13 protein-coding genes and 1 tRNA gene are annotated in these 19,406 nt (G+C 45.5%); 10 read left to right on the plus strand and 4 right to left on the minus strand.

Translation table 11 applies throughout. The features are described from left to right. Positions 1 to 272: 272 nt before the first annotated feature. Positions 273 to 2,303 carry an Ig-like domain-containing protein gene (locus Q502_RS01865; protein ID WP_099830555.1) on the minus strand — a complete coding sequence of 677 codons (2,031 nt, stop codon included), beginning with the start codon at positions 2,301 to 2,303 and terminating at the stop codon, positions 273 to 275. A gap of 306 nt (positions 2,304 to 2,609) precedes the next feature. Between Q502_RS01865 and Q502_RS01870 the strand changes: the two genes are divergently transcribed. Then, positions 2,610 to 4,370, plus strand: a complete 1,761-nt coding sequence (locus tag Q502_RS01870; RefSeq protein ID WP_099830556.1) for an NADH-dependent [FeFe] hydrogenase, group A6 — start codon at positions 2,610 to 2,612, stop codon at positions 4,368 to 4,370. 48 nt (positions 4,371 to 4,418) lie between these two features. Here Q502_RS01870 and Q502_RS01875 read toward each other — a convergent pair whose 3' ends face one another. Then, positions 4,419 to 5,330, minus strand: coding sequence for a sugar transferase (locus tag Q502_RS01875; protein ID WP_099830557.1), 912 nt, complete (start codon positions 5,328 to 5,330; stop codon positions 4,419 to 4,421). Between the two features lie 101 nt (positions 5,331 to 5,431). Between Q502_RS01875 and Q502_RS01880 the strand changes: the two genes are divergently transcribed. From Q502_RS01880 to Q502_RS01900, 5 genes are read left to right on the plus strand one after another with little or no spacing between them, the layout of a single operon-like run. Next, entirely contained in the window at positions 5,432 to 6,724 is a 1,293-nt protein-coding gene (locus Q502_RS01880; protein WP_243392402.1) for a hypothetical protein, read from the plus strand. Between the two features lie 13 nt (positions 6,725 to 6,737). Then, positions 6,738 to 11,195 (plus strand): hypothetical protein, encoded by a 4,458-nt coding sequence (locus Q502_RS01885; protein ID WP_099830559.1) that lies wholly within the window; start codon positions 6,738 to 6,740, stop codon positions 11,193 to 11,195. A gap of 24 nt (positions 11,196 to 11,219) precedes the next feature. Continuing rightward, positions 11,220 to 12,713, plus strand: coding sequence for an ABC transporter substrate-binding protein (locus tag Q502_RS01890; RefSeq protein ID WP_099830560.1), 1,494 nt, complete (start codon positions 11,220 to 11,222; stop codon positions 12,711 to 12,713). A gap of 14 nt (positions 12,714 to 12,727) precedes the next feature. Continuing rightward, complete coding sequence (locus tag Q502_RS01895; protein WP_099830561.1) at positions 12,728 to 13,681, plus strand: ABC transporter permease; 954 nt, start codon at positions 12,728 to 12,730, stop codon at positions 13,679 to 13,681. Between the two features lie 10 nt (positions 13,682 to 13,691). Beyond that, positions 13,692 to 14,522: an ABC transporter permease gene (locus tag Q502_RS01900; RefSeq protein ID WP_099830562.1), complete on the plus strand. Its 831-nt coding sequence runs from the start codon at positions 13,692 to 13,694 to the stop codon at positions 14,520 to 14,522. On the opposite strand, the gene Q502_RS01905 is transcribed toward Q502_RS01900, so the two are convergent. Further along, complete coding sequence (locus Q502_RS01905) at positions 14,523 to 15,065, minus strand: glycerol-3-phosphate responsive antiterminator (protein WP_099830563.1); 543 nt, start codon at positions 15,063 to 15,065, stop codon at positions 14,523 to 14,525. Positions 15,066 to 15,244: 179 nt separating this feature from the next. On the opposite strand from Q502_RS01905, the gene Q502_RS01910 reads away from it, so the two are divergent. The 4 genes from Q502_RS01910 (at position 15,245) to Q502_RS01925 (ending at position 18,418) form a co-directional block, all read left to right on the plus strand. Further along, a complete protein-coding gene (locus Q502_RS01910; protein WP_099830564.1) occupies positions 15,245 to 16,687 on the plus strand; it encodes an NAD(P)/FAD-dependent oxidoreductase in 1,443 nt (480 codons plus the stop codon). Continuing rightward, positions 16,684 to 17,922 carry an NAD(P)/FAD-dependent oxidoreductase gene (locus tag Q502_RS01915; protein WP_099830565.1) on the plus strand — a complete coding sequence of 413 codons (1,239 nt, stop codon included), beginning with the start codon at positions 16,684 to 16,686 and terminating at the stop codon, positions 17,920 to 17,922. Before Q502_RS01910 ends, Q502_RS01915 begins: the two co-directional genes overlap by 4 nt. Further along, positions 17,919 to 18,293, plus strand: coding sequence for a DUF1667 domain-containing protein (locus Q502_RS01920; protein WP_099830566.1), 375 nt, complete (start codon positions 17,919 to 17,921; stop codon positions 18,291 to 18,293). The genes Q502_RS01915 and Q502_RS01920 overlap by 4 nt, the downstream gene beginning before the upstream one ends. Positions 18,294 to 18,343: 50 nt before the next feature. Continuing rightward, a tRNA-Asn gene (locus Q502_RS01925) sits at positions 18,344 to 18,418 on the plus strand. A 27-nt stretch (positions 18,419 to 18,445) separates the two neighbouring features. Here the strand turns inward: Q502_RS01925 and Q502_RS01930 are convergent. Beyond that, the gene (locus Q502_RS01930; RefSeq protein ID WP_099830567.1) at positions 18,446 to 19,384 is read right to left on the minus strand and encodes an asparagine synthetase A; all 939 of its coding nucleotides are present in this window, start codon (positions 19,382 to 19,384) and stop codon (positions 18,446 to 18,448) included. Positions 19,385 to 19,406: the final 22 nt, after the last annotated feature.

Here is a 19,406-nt window from a genome sequence, read left to right on the forward strand (position 1 = left end):
GAATGATACCTCAACTAGATTAAGGGTTCTATCTGTCTCGAGTTCGAGTCCCTTCTGATCTCCTGATGGAGTTCTCTTCAATTCTTTTTCAATCATGTAACAAACCTCCTGTATTCATCTTCTCCCCCGCTACCAAACTTATTATAGCATACTTCAGTACTAAGCGAAAGGAATAGAGAGCGCCAACAAGATAATAGCTCATAATCAAGTCTAGTTGGTATTAATATCCCTTGAACCCGAAAGGCAACCTAAGATGGCAAACAGTGAGTATATTATCTTACGGTTATTGTAAAAGCAGCTGTAGCCTCCCCGCCTTTGAGATCACTAGCTCTAAGCATAACTGTGCTTGATCCAAGTGTTTCAGGAATGAATGAGTAGATGCTACCGGTCAACACTCCAGGTCCATAGATTAGTTCGTATCTAAGATAGTCTCCGTCGGGGTCGCTGCTGAACTGTCTCAAGTCAAGCCGAAGAGTTCTTGAGATTATTGTGGTTTGATCTGGAATATTGAATTCGGGCGGCCTGTTCGTATCTGTAACGAGCACGTCAAAAGAAGCATTTGCCGTACCTCCCTTACCGTCTGATGCACTTACGACGAATGTGTAGAAGCCGTAATCCTCGTACCCAGGTTCAATTATCAGCCTGCTTCCTTCAATCGTTCCCATTCCCTGAACGATCTCAAATGATAGATTGTCATTGTCCGGATCAGATGAGTATTCATTCAGATCAACAACAAGTCTAGAACCTTCTGCTATCGTGAACCCTGGTATGTTCAAAACAGGGGGTCTATTGCTCTCTCTGACATCAATTCTTACCGTTGCTCTTGCCGATCCGCCCTTTCCATCGCTCACTGAAACAACCGCTTCGTAGCTTCCCGCGCTGCCATAGTCTGCGTCAAAAGTGTAAGTTCTTCCCTGAATTGTTCCCGGACCTGAAACTAGTGAGTAGTTAAGCGGGTCATTATCTGGATCGGAAGCGTGATCTGAAAGGTTAATCGTCAGCCTTTCTCCCTCAGAAATCCTCCTCGGAAGAATTGAGATCACAGGCGGGTTATTTGTTTGACTTACATTGAATGTCACTGTTCTGTCTACCGATCCGCCCTTTCCATCGGAGGCTCTGATAGTTGCTGAGTATCTTCCTGGATCAGATGATTGAAAAGTATACTGACTACCGGCGATTCTTCCGGAACCGCTGACAAGCTGGTATGAAAGTATGTCTCCGTCAGGATCTGAGAAGTAATTGCCGAGGTTAAGCGTAAGTTGTTCATTAACTTCAATCGTTCTCTCGGGAATGTTCGAAGCTACCGGTACTCTGTTTTTAGTGGCGATACTGATTTGAAAGCTATCTTCAACAGTATTTAAACCGTCCGAAATCTGTAGAACAACGGTCTTTATGCCTGAGTCATTCTCGGTACTTGTGTATGAATAGAGTGATCTCTCTACCTCACCAGGGCCCGAACTAATTCTTATCGAAACTGGATCATTTTCCGGATCCCTTATGAAGGTTCGGAGATCCAGAACGAGTGTATTGCCCTGGTCCAGAGTCTGATCAGGGATGCTCGACACCGGTGGAAGATTTCTTGTTTCAGCTGTTACTAATCGCGAAGAAGCGTCTGTTCCTTCGGGAGTAATGGTGACTGCTGTTGCTGACTCGATTGTTGTGGAGTCAGCTGATGGTGTTGATGGAGTTGTAATGAACGCCTTATTCAATATCAAGAATGTTGAATCATCATTTCCTCCGCGACCGTCAAGAACTGTTATGGTTATACTTTCCTCTGTTCTTGTTGCAAAGTCCGGTTTGTATGTGTAACTGCTGCCAATTATCTGACCGTTGCCAGAAGAGATTCTGTACGTAAGAGGATCCAAATCTGGATCTTCTGCGAACTCATCAAGATCTATGGAAACGGTTTCGTTGTGCGCAATTACCTGATCCGGCACTGATAGCACTGGTGGACGATTCACTTCCCTAACGGTAATGACAAATGTGGATTCGGCAGTTTGCTCTTTCTGGTCAGCAACCGAAATCGTAACTGTGTGTTTTCCAGACTGCTGATAACTCGGCGAGAATGTATAGAATGTGTCCCTGATTTCTCCAGGGCCCGCTAACTTTCTGTAGGTGAGAGACGCCATCTTTTCGTCGCTTGAGTAATCGTGTAGATCTATAGAAAGAATATCACCCTCGTTGATTATCATGTCTGGAATGCTCATCACAGGGGGTTTGTTAAGCACATCAGGAAGCAATCTGATGGCAAATACGACTGCTACCACGACCATCAACAACGCCCAGAAGAACCATTTTCTCATACCGCATAACCTCCATAGAGACCATAATAGTAATCAAGTCTATTATAGTCTTATTCCTGTTCCATGCCCAAATGGAATGGGTTCTGAATACCTTTAGTGAGAACTCCTCCCAATCGTTAGTCGGAGACTCGCATACTGTTTAACACGTCTAACCATGTTGCCTTTCATTTGTTTCCCTGTGGGTAAATTTTAACCTAATACCTGGCATAAGGGGCGATCAATATGCTAGAATCTATTTGATAGAAAAATCACAATCTAGTTTCTTCTCTCTCAATAACTGAAGATTTCGAATGGAGGTGCTGTTCGGTGCCCGTGACAATTACCATTAACGGCAAGGACTATTCCGTGAAAGAGGATCAGAGTATTCTTGAGGCTTGCCGTGAAGTTGGAATGGATATTCCAACGCTCTGTTATCACCCTGCCCTCTCTGTTGTTGGATCATGCAGGGTCTGTGTCGTCGAGGTTGAGGGAGCTCGTAGTCTCTCGCCCGCATGCGCAACTCAGGTCGCTGATGGAATGAAGATTAAGACGAATTCTGAAAGAGTGAACAAGGCCGTAAGATTCAACCTTGGTCTTCTGCTTTCAAATCACCCCAATGACTGTATGACCTGTGATGTGAATGGTAGATGCGAGTTTCAGGATCTGATATATCAATACGATGTTAAAGACATGTTCCCGAAGACCCTCAGAAATGTTTCTTATGACACTTCCAGTCCATCGCTGTTCAGAGACATGAACAAGTGTATTGATTGTGGAAGATGCGTTAGAGCATGTGATGAACTCCAGGGCCTATCAATTCTATCACCTGTAAATAGGGGATATCATGTTCTGCCTTTACCCGCTCTCGGAGCCCCTATTGCAGCTACTGACTGTATAAATTGTGGTCAGTGTTCAGCGGTATGCCCGGTTGGAGCTATTACCGAAAGGATGGAGTTCAGAGATGTTGTTGCCGAACTGAAGAGACATGATAAAGTTCTCATTGCGCAGACGGCTCCTTCAGTGCGCGTTGCGTTGGCTGAAGAGTTTGGAGAACTTCCCGGAACCGTTAGCACCGGCAAGATGGTTGCTGCACTCAGAAAGCTAGGGTTCGACTATGTGTTCGATACGAATTTCTCTGCTGACCTGACAATTCTGGAGGAAGGCTCTGAACTACTCGAAAGAGTTAAGGAAGGTGGAAAGTTCCCGATGTTCACCTCTTGTTGCCCTGGATGGGTTAACATGATGGAGAAACTATACCCGGAGTACACCGAGAACCTTTCAACTGCCAAGTCTCCTCAAGAAATGATGAGTGCTCTTGTCAAGACTTTCTTCGCGGAGAAGATTGGTAAAAGGCCGGAAGACATTTACCTGGTCTCCATCATGCCTTGTACTGCTAAGAAAGATGAGAAGGGGAGAGATACACTTCAAGTAAGAGGTGCCCAATCGACGGATGCAGTTCTGGTAACCAGGGAGCTCGGGAAACTTATCAAAATGCATAAGATACCCTTCGAGTCGCTTGAAGAGGAAGAATACGACAATCCTCTTGGGATCTCAACAGGAGCTGCAGCTATCTTCGGAGCAACTGGAGGCGTCATGGAAGCGGCTTTGAGAACCGCGTACGAGGTATACACCGGGGAAGAGTTGCCCAGACTTGACTTCGACTTTGCTCGCGGATTCGAAGGTGTGAAGGAAGCTGAAATAGAAATGAAGGGCACTAAAGTAAAAGTTGCGATTGCTCATGGTGGAAGCAATGTTGTCAAGTTGATGGACAAGATACGTTCAGGTGAAGCCTTCTACCATTTTGTCGAGATAATGGCATGTCCAGGTGGCTGTATAGGTGGCGGCGGTCAACCGAAATCGAGTGTTCCTGGTTATTTGGAAAAGAGAATGGAAGCAATATATAGTATTGACAAGTCTTCCAAAATCAGGAAATCTCATGAAAATCCGGGAATTCTAAAGCTTTACGAAGAGTATTTGGAGAAGCCCCTAGGACACCTCTCACACGAACTACTCCATACTCATTACAAGAACAACAGCAAGAGCGTAATTGAGAGAAAGAAGGAGCTTGAGGAAATCGCCAAAGGGTAGCTATGATGAAGAAGGTAATCCGAGGGGCCAGGTGCCCCTCGTTTCTATTCAGCCATCGCTTCTCAGCAGAGCCAGAAACACTGCAAAGGGTGTTTTCAAGAGACACCTGAAGTCTAGCATCAACGACCTGTTCTTGACATAATAGAGGTCGTAAGCAGTTTTTACTTTGTACTCTTCAAGTGTTGTTGTGTACTTGTAATTGATCTGCGCCCAACCTGTGAGTCCGGGTTTGACTAAGAGTCTTAGTGGGTAATCGGGTATGTTCTCCATTCCGAGGCTGTGAAATGATGGGAGCTCTGGCCTTGGCCCGACTAAGCTCATGTCTCCCTTTATGATGTTGATTATCTGAGGAAGTTCATCCAATCTTAGAGGTCTCAAGAATCTGCCTAGGCGAGTAATCCTATCTTTACCCGCCTTTGTTTCAAAAGTTCTAAACTTATACATTTCGAATTCCCTGCAGTCCTTTCCGATCCTCTTCTGGCAAATAAATACAGGTCTTCCGCTAGAGATAACTGAGGTCAGCACAATTACTCCGATGACAGGGCCGAACAGGACGAGCATCGCGACTCCGAGGACTATGTCAAGTACTCTCTTGATTCTGTCGTAGGTTTTCTTGGTTTCTATTGGTTCTCTTTCAATAAGCATCAACTTCTCTTCATTGAAGCTCTCGTGAGAAAGCCTGTATAGAAAGAAGTATCTCAGAGCGGTAAGTGTCAGAGTAGGTAGGGCTATCCATGGTGATAAACGAATCAACAAAGCCCCGAATAAGCAAGACAAAACAACGGATCCAAGGGAAGAAGCCTTCTGCTTATCTGGATCGGAAAAAGTGATTCCCTCGTAACCGCGCATAGAAAAGCTAATAAAGACACATACACCAAGAGCTGCGATAAACGCATCAAAACCGTTCAATAAGAGCGGCAAAGCTAGAGAAAGATCCAGCAAATACCATAGCCTGTCCATCGTTATATTGTCTCATCTTTACAACGATATTGGAACCAGCAATTTCGCGAAATATTGAATCTTGAAAGAGGATTTGCGGTATCATGTAAATTAGGAGGTCCATGGTGAAAAAACTATATCTGAGTGATCTTCACATAGGTGACGGAACGTTAAAGGATGACTTCAAGTTCGATTCGGATCTCATCGAGCTGATACTCAGCTCCAAGGACAAAGGTTTCGGCGAGATCGTAATTGTTGGTGATGGTCTTGAGTTGCTGATGTCAGAGTTTATTAGAAGCAGACGGATGTTGCCTTTTGACAGATTGCTGAAAGAGATCGATGTATCGATTGTCGATGCTATTGAGAGCAAACATCAGGAAGTGTTCAGAGCATTCAGAGAGTTCGCCGAGAGTGGAAGAGTGAAATACGTTGTTGGAAACCATGATTCCCTTTTGCTTTTCAGTGAGAGACTCCGTCACAAGTTGAAGGAGTTACTGGGAGACGAAGAGAAGGTTGAAATCCTGCCTTATTATCTTGACAGAGAGTTCAAGACTTTGGCCATTCACGGCAATCAGTACGACATTGTGAACAGATTCTTCAGAGATAGGAAGAACGGCAATCTTATGCAGCCTTTTGGTGACTATATGGCCCGGTTCATGATGGAGAACTTTGACAAATGTCTCATGAGAACCGAGCTTCCCGAGCAGGTGGTAAGGGATTATCAGAATGTGCACCCTACTCTCGATGTATTTCAGTGGCTTGAATACTTAAGGAGAGTGTATGAGGTCGACTCGGACTTACAGGCGGAGTGGTCAAGGCAATTTCTTATTCTTTTGAAGAGCCATGATGCACAACGTTGGATAGATGCTAACTGGCCGGTTTTGAAGGTCGTTGAGGGGTTGTTTGTGAACAGGCACGGCGGTATGAAACTCGGAAGTCTGATGGTGAGAATCGTGATGGCAGTCAGAAAGTTGAAGAAGACTGACAATCTATATAGGCAAGGGAGAAGACTGCTTGGTGCGGAGGGAAAGAAAGGCTTTCAAAAGGCCATGAACAGTGAGTTCTTTCTGATGTATGGTGACAAAGCCCCGCCTATCGTTCCAGGTGAACTGAAAGGTGTTGTGATGGGTCATAATCACCGCCACGTATTGCGGATGATTTCGAGCAACGGAGAAGAGAAATTCTACGCTAATGCCGGGACATGGAAGCCCGTCGTAGAGATGATTGATGATAATCCTAAAAACGGTTTTGCAAGAAGAGTTGAGCTGGGGTACATCACTATAGAGATGATTTCTAACGAGTTTCTTGTTCAGTCGAACCATATCAAGAAACTTAGTGGCCTGCGGTTATCCGAGGATACAATAGAGCGGAATGCCGACAATTCTATTTCGCACGAGATTGGACTAAGAGTCTGAGGAGGGATTCACGTTGCACTATTACAGAGGTTCCACGATAGTGCCGATTATCATTACTTTGCTCCTGGTAATTGTAGCTGCCGTAGTTGCAGCATTTTTCCTCTGGCCCGTTCCAGAACCGAAAATACTTATCTCGAATGTCTCGCCAATTCCGAAAAATGCAGAGAGAATCCAATATGCTGAAAAGGTAGAATTAAGATGGGAAGCTGTATATGAACGTCCAAGGCATGGCCTCTTAGCAGAAGTCTTCGCTGGCAAGGACAGAAATAGTTTGACCAGATTGGCACTTGACCTTCAGGGTGATCTGACCTCCCCTACTGAGGGGATATTTTCCTTCTCTCATGAGTTTGAGGTTGACCCTCATTCTCAGTATTGGTGGAAAGTAAGGGTTTACACAGAAGGCGGAAAATCTGCAGAAAGTGAAATCTGGACGTTCGTACTCATGAATACTTATCCTAGAAGACCAGAGCTAATTCCACCCAGCAGAAACCTGGGAAATGTCCCCCTAAAAGATCTTACACTTAACTGGAGTTCCAATGATCCTGATGGAGATGAGTTAGTATACGACGTGTATTTTGGCAGAGAGCCAAGATTAGATGAGAAGGACCTTCTCATTAGAGGAACGCACGAAACGATGGTTGACGTTTCGTTACTAAAGAGACTTGATTACTCGACGAAGTATTACTGGAAAGTCGTTGCGAAGGACTCGTATGGAGGTGAATCTACTTCTTATACTGAGAGTTTCACAACACAGATGAGGGCAGATCTTCCTGCAGTTACGCCGGAAAACCCAAGAAGCGGAGCTAGCGATTTCGATGCTGGAAGGAGGAGCCTCTCATGGAAGACCTCACTTCCTCTCGAGTACTATCCCGAACCACTTTATTTCGATGTCTATCTTGCGGAAGGTCAGTCGAGGCATTCCCTCATCGGAACCACGAATTCAACGGATATAGTTATTCCTTCTCTTAAAGGACACACAACTTACAGCTGGTATGTTGTAGTGAGGGACGCATCAGGTAAGGAGAAGAAGAGCGAAGAGTGGATCTTCCGGACTTCAAACAGAGCTCCTGTAATTGATATGAAGTATCCCTTTGCGCCTCCCGGGCAGTCCTCAATACCGGTAACTTGGAGCGTAGTGGATCCCGATGGGGATAGTGTTACAACCGAGGTCTTCTTCGGGGCTGAAGATGAAGAACCTGTCAGGATTGCTTCGGGCAGAATGACATCCGTTTTTCTTTCAGCTCTGGACGAGGGGACTAGTTACAGTTTAGTCATAAAAGCCAGTGACAATCATGGTGGCGAGGCAAGCAAAGAGATGCAAATAGTACCGGGAAACCGAGCTCCTAGTGTAGCCGTTGTTAACCCGGTTTCTCGGGAAGGGGTAGAGCCATCGGCTGTCTCTTTCAGGTGGGTCGGCGAGGATCAAGATGGCGACTCGATAAGCTATGAGCTTCATCTGAAGTCGCTAGATGATTCTAGAGTAATTGGACCTATAGATTCTCAAGAACGTGTAGTACGAGATCTTGGAGAAAACGAAGAGTACAGTTGGTATGTTGTTGCGACTGACTCTAGGGGCGCATTTGTCAGAAGCGAAGAAGCGGTCTTCAGAACGGGAGATAAGTCGCTGGCAGTAGTTCTACCGGTATCGCCCAGACCTGGAGAAGAAGAAGTACCCCGTTCGCACACCCGTTTCATTTGGGAAATCGATGGAGAGAGAGAGGGCCTTTCTTACAGGTTTGTTCTTGCAAATGACATCGAGATGAACAACACAGTCATCGAACGCGTCCTCGATAGACCGGATATTGAGCTTACTCAGGATATATTGAGCAACACCAGGTACTTCTGGCGGGTAGATTTGATCAAGGACGGTTCCGAGATTGCAGGAGAAATCTGGTCTTTTGAGACCGAAAACCTCCCACCCGAGGTTCCGCGCCTCATATTCCCAATGGACGGTGCTTCGGAAGTCTCTACAAGGGATCTGACCCTGAGATGGGAAGGTAACGACCCGGACGGGGTAATCGTTTCAACAAAGATCTACTTGCGCGGAACCGAATTCGTTGAGAAAGTGTATTCTGCCTCAGAGAGTTCTTTCACTATCGGTGAGCTTGAACCTGGGCGAAGATATGAGTGGGCCGTGGAGATTATTGATGATGGTGGGAAGAGCTCCAAGAGCAGGTACTCATCGTTTGTTACAGGCAACCAGAAGCCAGTCATTAAGCTTCTTCAACCTTCTCGCATGTTCCTGGAGGGGGCAACGACGCCTCTTGTTGTTGAATGGGAGCTGGACGATCCTGAAGGAGAAGACCTTGAGGTGGGAGTATATGTCGACCTTGCCGAAGAGTCGTTGGGGCGCCCGGTAGCTATCGGAAATAACCTTGAGAGATATGTCATAACCAATCTCATTTCCGGAAGGGATTACTTGTTGACAATCGTGGCAGAGGATCCCGGAGGTGAAAAAGGGATTCTCGAAATACCTATAAAAAGCCGTGTTTCGGGACTAGACTACATTTATCCTTCCGGTGGAGTATTCGAGAACGACAGAGAGTTCTCTTGGTCATATTCACAACAGAGTTCGGGATACGTCTTCCGACTTTATGATTCAGATCATAACCCCATTGTCAGAAGAGTTGTTCAGGACAACAAATACAGACCCGAACTATCTTTTGAGGACGGTAGACAGTACTTCTGGGCTGTATCTGTCTTGAGAGACAACGTCGAGTATGCAGGCGAGCCGGTCAGTTTCATTTCCGGACAGCCGTTTGGAGTGTTGCTTGAAGCGCCGAGGAACGGAGAAAAAGTGTCGGCTTCGGGAGTAACATTGAAATGGGTTTTAGACGGTGATACAGAAATGATAAGGCAGAAGGAAGTCTATTTTGGAGAACTGGGTAGCCTTTCACGTTACACGGTTTCGAGCGACAGTTATCAAACAGGAAGGCTTCTTCCGGGACGAACATATGAATGGTTCGTTCAGTTGACAGACAATAGTGGAGCCACAATAAGAAGCGAGACTTTCCGATTCTCAGTTGAAAACAGACCTCCAGAACTGTCTTTAATCAGTCCCGTCGATGGAAGGGCGATCGGTGAAACCTATGTTGATTTGACATGGTCAGGCTATGATCCTGACGGAGATCAGCTCAGGTATTCGGTGTATTTTGGTTCGGGATCTGATCTTGAGCTTTATAGAGAGTCAATGCAGACAAATCAAATCAGAATATCCGGTCTAATCATGAATCGAATCTATAGATGGTACGTTGTGGCAACGGACGGCGAAAACACAGTTACCTCAGAGACGAGGACCCTTTATGTGGTAACGAGTCAAGTCGATCTGCAGGTAGAAGCTCCAGCTGCAGATTCAGTTGCCGATATCAGACCTGTCTTCTCATGGAAGGTTACGGGAGCGCAGGCGGGAGAGTTCAGAATTTATCTGGGCGAGTATCAAGATCAGATGTCTCTAGTAGCTACGACAGCGGGTAACTCATTTCAGTATCAGGACCGACTGAAGGAAGACAGTACGTATTACTGGAAAGTTGAACTGTGGAGGGACGGGAGTCTGCTTGCATCAACTTCAACAGTTCAGTTCAGAACGCAGTCTTCTGGAGAACCGGAACTTCATGATCAAAGAAGTGTAACAGCGATCTACTTCGGAGAGGCATTGAATATAGTTTCTTTGGATACTTCGGGCCTCGATATCATGGAGGTTCGTTATAACTATGATGGTGAAGTGCCTGTTGTGGTTAAAGGGAATCTTGTCTACGTGATAGAAGGGACGGGAAGACTAACAACCATTGATTATAGTTCGGGTGAGGCACAGGTTATTGGAACGATCGCAACAAATACCTCTCCGGTCAAAATAGTGCTTGAGGGAGGTTACCTTTGGATTCTAGACAATAAGAGCGCTGGAGTCGTTGTCAGAGTCTCCCTTAATAGCAGCGGAATTCCCGAAGGGATGGATGTTGTTTACAGAGATTGGACAACGCCGGTAGATTTGTTCGTTACTGAGGACCTTTCAAGAATCTATTTGGCCGATGCTCTCTCAGGAATAAAGATTCTTCAGAGAGAAGGGACGGGATACGTCGATCGCACTTCAAGCTTCGATCTTTCTCTCGAAGGTTATTCTAGAGCCGTTGCCGAGAAGAACGGCATTGTCTTTTCCGGGGAAGCGGGCATAAACGGTGGACTGAAACTTATAGATACTTTGAGATCGCTGAAGAGCACCGTTGGAAGGTACTACATTGTCTTGAAGATCGAAGTCTCAGACGATATTCTCTACGCTTCAACCGACAAAGGAGTAGCGATTGTTGACATAAGCACTCCGGCATCACCAGTTGTGCTAAGAGATCTGGAGCTTACGCAGGTCGATGAAATCTCAGTCTCGGGGAGGCTTATGATAGTGAAATCGGGAAACAGGATGTTAATATACGACGTAGAAAGACCAAATGATCCTATTTTGTTGGAAAGTAGAAATCAATAGCATCTAAACTTGGGAGGTGTTAGTGTGAGAAAGTATCTGGCATTGCTTCTAATAACTGTATTGTCTGTAGCGCTGTTCGCAGTAAGCGGCGTATTGGTGATGGCTATCGAAACCGAACCTGTAGGATTCGATCCGACTCTTGTGACTGCTTTTGCTTCGCACAGAGTTCTTGAAAACGTCTATGACGGTCTCCTGAAGTACGATGAGAACATGAACCTAATACCTAACCTTGCTGTAGACTTCGAAGTTGTCGATCCTTATACCATCGTGTTCGAGATCAGAGAAGGAGTCAAATTCCACAACGGAGAATCCCTAACTGTTGAAGATGTTTTGTTCACATTTGAAAGGATTAGAGACCCGGAAGTGAAAGCTCCCGCAGCCACTTACTATGGTGAAGTCGAATCTATAAAGGCCATAGAAGGCAACAAAGTCGAGTTCAAGTTAAAGATTCCAATGGCCTCTTCTCTCTTACCTAACTTTGCAGGTGTCAATAGCGCAATACTTTCGAAGAGTTTTGTAGAGTCAGGAGCAAATCTTCAGCTCGTGACGAATGGAACAGGCCCGTTCTTTATGGCCGAATTTGTAGCAGGTAACTACATAACGCTGAGAAAGAACACCGAGTACTTTGTGGAGGGACTTCCTTATCTAAGCGAAATAAAGATGATGATCATGCCTGAGGAGGTAACACGGGTCTCCGCGCTAAGAAACGGAGATGTCGATCTGGCAAAGATTAGCGAGCCGCTTAGTTTGAGACAACTGCCCTCAGATAGATTCAAGATATATAGAACACCTGTTCTAAGCTATTACTTGTTGGGGTTCAACACAACCAGAGGTCCTCTAAGTAAGCCAGAGGTTAGGAATGCTCTGAATTATGCAGTAAACAGAGAGATGATCGTCAAGGCGGTTGCATTCGACGAAGCAACTATAACAGGTCCTCTAAACCCGGAACTTGATTTTTGGGCGCTCCAGCCAAATGAGTTTGAGGAGTACACTTACAACCCAGCAAAGGCGAAACAGCTGCTAACGGAGGCAGGCTATCCAAATGGTTTTGAGTTTGAGATAGTTGCTGCCCAGAGATATAACTTCGACAAGGTTGCCCAAGTTATTCAAGCTCAGCTTGCGGAAGTTGGCGTCACAGCAAAGATAAACATTGTGGAATGGGGTATCTTCATTAGCAAATGGAGAGAAAGCGATTTCGATTCTTTCATTTCCATGAACAGTGGTTCTATTGATCCGGATATTCAGTTCAACAGGACCTTCAGAACCGGTGGATCAACCAATGTATTCCTTTACAGCAATCCCGAGGTCGATGAACTCCTTGACAGAGGAAGAAGCGAGTCGGATATTGTTGCAAGACAGAAGATCTATGGAGAGCTCCAGAAAAAGCTTGTGGAAGACTCACCGATTCTGTTCCTGTATTCGGCAAACACGATATTCGCTTCGAATAACGCTGTTCAAGGGTTCAGATCTCTGGCTAACGAGAGTCTTGTTTTCTTGAGAGAAACTCGCAAAGAGTAATAAGCAGGTAGAGAATGGAGTTCGGATACATTGTCAGGAGGTTGCTTTCGGCAATCCCCACTGTTCTCTTAGTAACATTTTTGGTTTTCATTGCAATCCACATAGTTCCCGGCGATGTGGTGGACATGATGCTAGGAACTCAGAACTATCTTAGTGAAAGCCAAATAGAGCAGCTCTATACTGAATATGGTCTAGATAAGCCTTTAGTCGTTCAGTATGGAATATGGGTGAGAAACCTCCTTTCTTTCAATCTAGGAACTTCACTTAGAACGGGAAGAACCGTAACCGAACTAATAAGAGAGAGATTTCCCGTTACTCTTGAACTGTCATTATTCTCTCTTGGATTCGCTATGTTGTTTGGTATTCCAATGGGAATCATATCTGCAATCAAAAGAAATGGTTTCATTGACAATTTCGTAAGGATAATCGGCCTCATCGGTCTTTCGTCCCCATCCTTTTGGGTGGGGGCGATCTTCATAGTTCTCTTCTCAGGTACCTTTCACGGCTTCAATCTCTTTGGCTATGTAAGACCGGGAGTAGATCTAATTTCCAATCTTCAAGTGATGTTTCTTCCTTCGCTCACATTGGGTTTGATGGTTGCTGCCCAGATCTTAAGGATTACGAGAACCTCGATGCTGGACGTGCTGAATCAGGATTATGTTAGGACGGCAAGAGCAAAGGGGGTAAGTGTGCGAAATGTTATTTTTAAGCATTCACTGAGAAACGCTCTGGTTCCTGTGGTAACGCTTTCCGGCATTCAGCTTGGATATCTTCTTGGCGGGACAATCGTTATTGAGAATATGTTTGCGCTTCCGGGAATGGGAAGACTTCTTCTCAATGTAGTGAATGAAAGAGACTACCCAGTTGTTCAGGGAATTGTTCTTTTTATAGGTATTCTGATAGTTATGTTGAACATAGCGGTAGACATAATATACACACTCATCGATCCTCGTGTTGAACTTCGGTAGGTGAGAGAGATTGCTTAATGTATTCAGAAGACTTATCAATAATCCAATTTACATAGTGAGTATGGCGATTATCATAGTTATAATCATGGTGACTCTGCTTCCTGGTTTGTTTGCTCCGTACGATCCGTATAAGATGAATATGGATTCTTTCATGAGCAAACCCACCTGGAGTCATCTGTTTGGTGGAGACCAGTTTGGAAGAGACGTGTTCTCAAGATCAATATATGGAGTTCAGAAGAGTGTGATCATTGCGTCCAGCGCAATAGCACTATCTGCTATTATAGGGACCTTGTTGGGACTCCTTTCCGGCTACATAGGCGGCTGGACTGATCTGATAATCATGAGGATCATGGACAGTTTTTTTGCCTTCCCTTCGTTAATACTGGCTCTCTTCATTATTGCACTATTTGGTTCAAGCATGGCCAATCTGATATTCGCAATAGGGTTGGTCTACGTCCCGATTTTTGCAAGGACTGTTAGGGGAGCCACTTTGTCTCTGAAGGACAGTCTGTATGTAAAGGCATCAAAGGCGTTGGGAAAGAAGGGTATTTCAATAATGTTGACCGACATCCTTCCAAACATCTCCTCTATACTCATAGTCACTTTCACAACAAACGTATCAACTGCCCTTCTTACAGAAGCATCTCTTGGGTTTCTTGGTCTTGGTTTACCTCCACCAGAACCTACTTTGGGAGGTATGGTAGGTCAAGGCACATCTTATCTACTTAGCGCACCATGGATCGTCCTCTTTCCCGGTCTTATGATCGCCATAATCGTACTGAGCCTGAATATTCTCGGAGATGGTCTTAGGGATGCGCTTGATCCAAGAATCAGCAGATAATTACCATCTGTAGGACCATAGGGTCGTGGAACTTGTGGAAACGGCATCCACGTGTTTTTTGAGAGTCTCAATCTCTTCAGCGGTATCTATGAGTCCAGCGGCGACAATCGTTATGTCGGGTGCGTGTGCTCTGATCTTTGGGGCGATTTTCGCCGCAACAATTCCAGGGAGTATCTCAATATTTCTTATACCATTAGATACGATTTGCTGTATTCCTTTGTCAACGGCCCTCGAGTCAAGAACGAAGAACCTCAACAAGCTCTGATTCAAACCAACGTTAACGGCTTGCTTAAAAATCCTTAGTTTAGCCGTGATTATCCCATCTACCCCGCTCTTCTTAAGGTAGATAACGCTGTCTTCATCTCCAGAAAGTCCAGACACGAAATCGATATCAACAAATACCCTTTTGCCAGCAGATTTGAACTGGTCTATTCTCTCTTGAACTTCAAACAAACCTCCATTGAGAAAAAAAACCGTCTCCGGTATAACGGCTTCCGGCCTCTCTTTTCTATCCCATAAAGCTGCAATGATTCCCTTAAGCATAGTAAACCTCCCTTAATCGATGATACACCATGTTCTGTAGATCGCTTATGTGCTCTTTGCTTTTCAGGTATCCGTAATCTGAAAAAACATTTGTGATATAATTCGAGTAAACGTGGTAGAGTTTATGAGAAAACCACGCCATAAGTTGATGGCGTGGTTTTCTTATTGGAGGTGCCGGAATGCAGGCGGTGGTTATTGGTGGTGGAGTTGTCGGTTCGCTAATTGCCCGAGAACTCACAAGATACAAAATTGAAGTCGTTCTGGTTGAGAAGTCCGAGGATATAGGTCAAGGCGTTACCAAGGCGAATTCGGCGATTTTGCATGGTGGTTACGATGATCCGCCAGATACTCTAAGAGCGAAACTTTGTGCCGCCGGGAATTCGATGTTTACCAGGCTTTCTGAAGAGCTAAAGTTTCCTGTTAAGAGGACAGGGTCACTTGTGGTCGCCAGAGGCAGAGACGAACTGCCAAGACTTGAGGAGCTCCTTGAAAACGGCATCAGAAATGGTGTGGAAGGACTCAGAATTGTTGAGAAGAGTGAACTGAAGAGTCTAGAACCATACATTTCTGATGAGTTCAACTTTGCACTTCTTTGCAGCAGTGCCGGTATTACCGAGCCATGGATGGTAGCTATCTCTTCATCGATAAACGTCTCTGAAAACGGAGGCAAAATAATCACAAGCGATGAGGTAGTGGGCGGTACTATGAGAAATGGGAGGATTGAGAAGGTTCTTCTAAGATCGGGAAGAAAGCTAAGGGCTGATTTAGTGATAAACGCTGCGGGGGTATTCTTCGAGAGAGTTGCATCAAGCTTCGGAGTTGATGTGCCTTCCGTTAAATTGAGAAAGGGAGAGTACATTCTTTTGGATAAGAAAGCAAGTTCGCTTGTAAAAAGGATTATCTTTCCACTCCCAACTGCCGAAGGGAAAGGAAGACTCGTTGTTCCAACGGTTGATGGAGGTGTTCTACTTGGTCCCACTTCTGTCGAGTTGCCGGGATTTACTCCTGAAGATGTAAGTACTACTTATGAGGGGCTGGTCTCTGTTAGAAATTCCGGGGAGTATCTGATTCCCGGAATAGACAATCCAGGCTGGTATGTCAAGTCCTTTGCCGGACTAAGACCGGAGACAGATCAGAAGGATTTCTACATAAGAAAGGCAGAAGAACTAGAGAACTTCATCACGGTTGGAGCCATCAGGTCTCCCGGATTAACTGCAGCACCGGCGATTGCAGAATATGTTGTGACTAGAATAGTCCCCGAAACAGGAATTCGCCTGGTCGAAAGAGATGATTTCGTTTCTAGCATCAAAGAGAGAGAGAGAATAAAAGAGCTTTCGTTTGAGCGAGCATCACAACTCATTGACAAGGATCCCGCCTATGGAAGGATTGTATGCCAGTGCAACGAGGTATCTGAGACAGAGGTGATTCAGGCAATAAGAGATGGAGCGAGGACTGTGGATGGAATTAAGTTTAGAACAAGAGCTGGTTTTGGTAGATGTCAAGGCGGATTTTGCAGTTCAAGTATTGCCAGAATTCTGGCCAGAGAGCTGAAAAAAGACCTGTCGGAGATTAGACAGAACAATGAAAGAAGCTGGATAGTAAGCGAGAAGGTGAGACAATGAAGAGACTCATCACAGACGTACTTGTAATTGGCGGGGGAGCCGCAGGAATGGCCGGTGCCTTCAGCGCAGCGAAACAGGGTGTCAAAGTAACCCTGCTCGAAAGAGAGGCAGTAGTTGGCGGCGTCTTGAATCAGTGCATTCACAATGGTTTTGGACTTCAGTTTTATCATGAAGAACTTACTGGTCCGGAGTTTGCAGCTCGACTACAGAGTGAGATGAGTCAGGAAAGGGTAGATGTGATAGGTGAATCATATGTTCGGGAAATTGATGTCCGGAGGAAGGAAGCTTTGGTGTTGTCACCACAAGGTGCCTTCAAAATAGAGTCAAGGGCTCTCGTGATTTCGACCGGTGCAAGAGAGAGACCATTTGGGTCATTGCTGATACAAGGAGATAGACCTTCTGGGGTTCTGCCAGCTGGACTGGCACAGAGATTTGTCAATCTGGAGAACTATCTGCCGTCAAGACGTGCAGTTGTACTTGGTTCGGGGGATATTGGGTTGATAATGGCCAGAAGACTAACCCTTGAGGGTGTCGAGGTTGTGGCAGTAGTTGAGCGAATGCCGTATCCAGGTGGGCTTACGCGAAACATTGTTCAGTGTCTAGAGGACTATGGTATCCCGCTTCTTCTGTCGACAACGGTTACTGGCATTTATGGCAACGGAAGGCTTGAGGAAGTTGAGATCTCAAGAGTCGATGAGAAATTCACGCCTGTTCCTGGCACCTCGAAGAAATTGAAGACAGACACGCTGATTCTATCGGCAGGATTGTTGCCACAGGTTGAGGATTTCGATAATGATTTGATGATAGATCCTGTTAATCGAGGTTTCATCGTTTCCAATACCGGTGAAAGTAGCATAGAAGGTGTCTTCGCTGCAGGAAACAATGTGGCTGTGTTTGACCTGGTTGATTATGTGGCAGCTGAGGGTTGGATAGCTGGCCGACATGCTGCTCTTTTCTCACTTGGCGAGAACACGTCAGGTGACCGAGTTCCGGTCATAAGAGGAGAAAACGTGGGAGTACTGGTTCCAAGCATTGTCGATATGGAAGAACACTTGAGATTGTACATAAGACTGAGGAAGCCCATGGATGAGGGAAGAGTAGTACTAAAGGAGTTGAACTACGAAAAGGGTTTTTCTTACGGAGTTCCAAGTGAGATGATCCAAGTGGTCATAAACAAGGATAAGCTGGCTCCTCTCCTGGATGCAGGACAACTGACTGTAGAGGTGTTAACATGAAACGACATATTACCTGTGTGATCTGCCCCGTAGGTTGCAAGATATCTGTAAGAAAGAAGGATGAGAAATACGAAGTAACTGGTAACAAATGCCCAAGAGGTCAGGAATACGCACTCAATGAACTCGTAATGCCGAAACGAATACTTACGACCAGCGTGAGAGTTTTGAACGGAGAACTCCCTCTTGCTTCAGCGAAGACCACAGGCCCAATTGACAGAGCCCTAATACTCGAAAAGATGAGCTTAATCAGAAGAATAGCCGTTGAGGCGCCGGTGAAGATAGGGGACGTTTTGATAGATGACATCGACGGTGAGGGAACTTCACTTGTCGCTACTCGACCAGTCGGAAGAATCGAAACCTCCAATCAGTAGCTTTGGCTACTTGAAATAACTTTAGATTCGAGTTACAATAATCAATGTGTTCCAGCGTGGCTCAATGGCAGAGCATCCGGCTGTTAACCGGACGGTTGGGGGTTCGAGTCCCTCCGCTGGAGCCAGAACTCCCCCGTAAGGGGGAGTTTTCGTTATATCCAGCTCTGCCCTGGAACTTTCGGGAATAGCCTGGTTTTCAGGACGTTGTCAAGAGAGCATACATATCTGGCAAGTCTTTCGACTCCAATTCCACAACCCGCTGTTGGAATGAGTTCTCTCATTTCTGCTATCTCCATGTACCAGGCAAGTTCTTCGGGGTCAGTACCTTTGAATTCCATTCTGTTAATAATCCTTGGGTGTTCCCACTCTCTCTCTCCACCAGACAAGGTCTCTCCGAATCCTTTTGGAAGAATCAAGTCCATGTCTTTGAGTGTCTTTCCATCATCAGACAGGAGGTCGTAGAACTCCCTCTCCCAAATTGGGAAGTCTATCAACCAGAAGGGTTCAGTGAAGCTGGAGGACAGAACGGTTTCGAAGTCTTTTCCATACTGTTCGTAAGCATCCATGAACTTCACTTTTGCGAATGGTCGGGAGGGTACTAAAGGGTCTGAAGACAGATACTCCAGTTCCCTTCTACAGCTCTCTTTAATTGTTGTAATTACGCTGGCCAGCAGATCTTCAACAAGTAACATCACGTCATCTCTGGACGCGTTCTTGATTTCCAGATCGATCTGACTGAATTCGAAAAGATGTTTTCCCGACAGCGCCTTCTCAGAAGTCTCTAGTCTCACGTTAGGAGATACTATGAAAATCCTGTCAAATGACTTGCATGCCAACTGCTTGTGGAAAATCATAGACTGCGTTAGACGATACTCCTGATCGTAATAATGAAACTTCGCGTTATGAACTTCATGGTTCAGTGGATCGGTTATCGGAGATACAACGGTGGGAAGAAGTTCCACAAAGCCTTTTCCCCGAAGGAAGTTGTTTGCTTCTCCCAGCAGTGCGGACTTAACTCTAACTGCCGATTTTACTAGTGGGTCGCTCAGGTGTTCCAGTATCCTTGTGCTTAGTCTCCCTGTGCTTTCCATTCTCTCACCCCTTATAAAAAAA

The sequence above is a fragment of the Mesotoga sp. Brook.08.YT.4.2.5.2. genome (assembly GCF_003351125.1).
In the GTDB taxonomy this organism is placed as follows: Bacteria; Thermotogota; Thermotogae; order Petrotogales; family Kosmotogaceae; genus Mesotoga.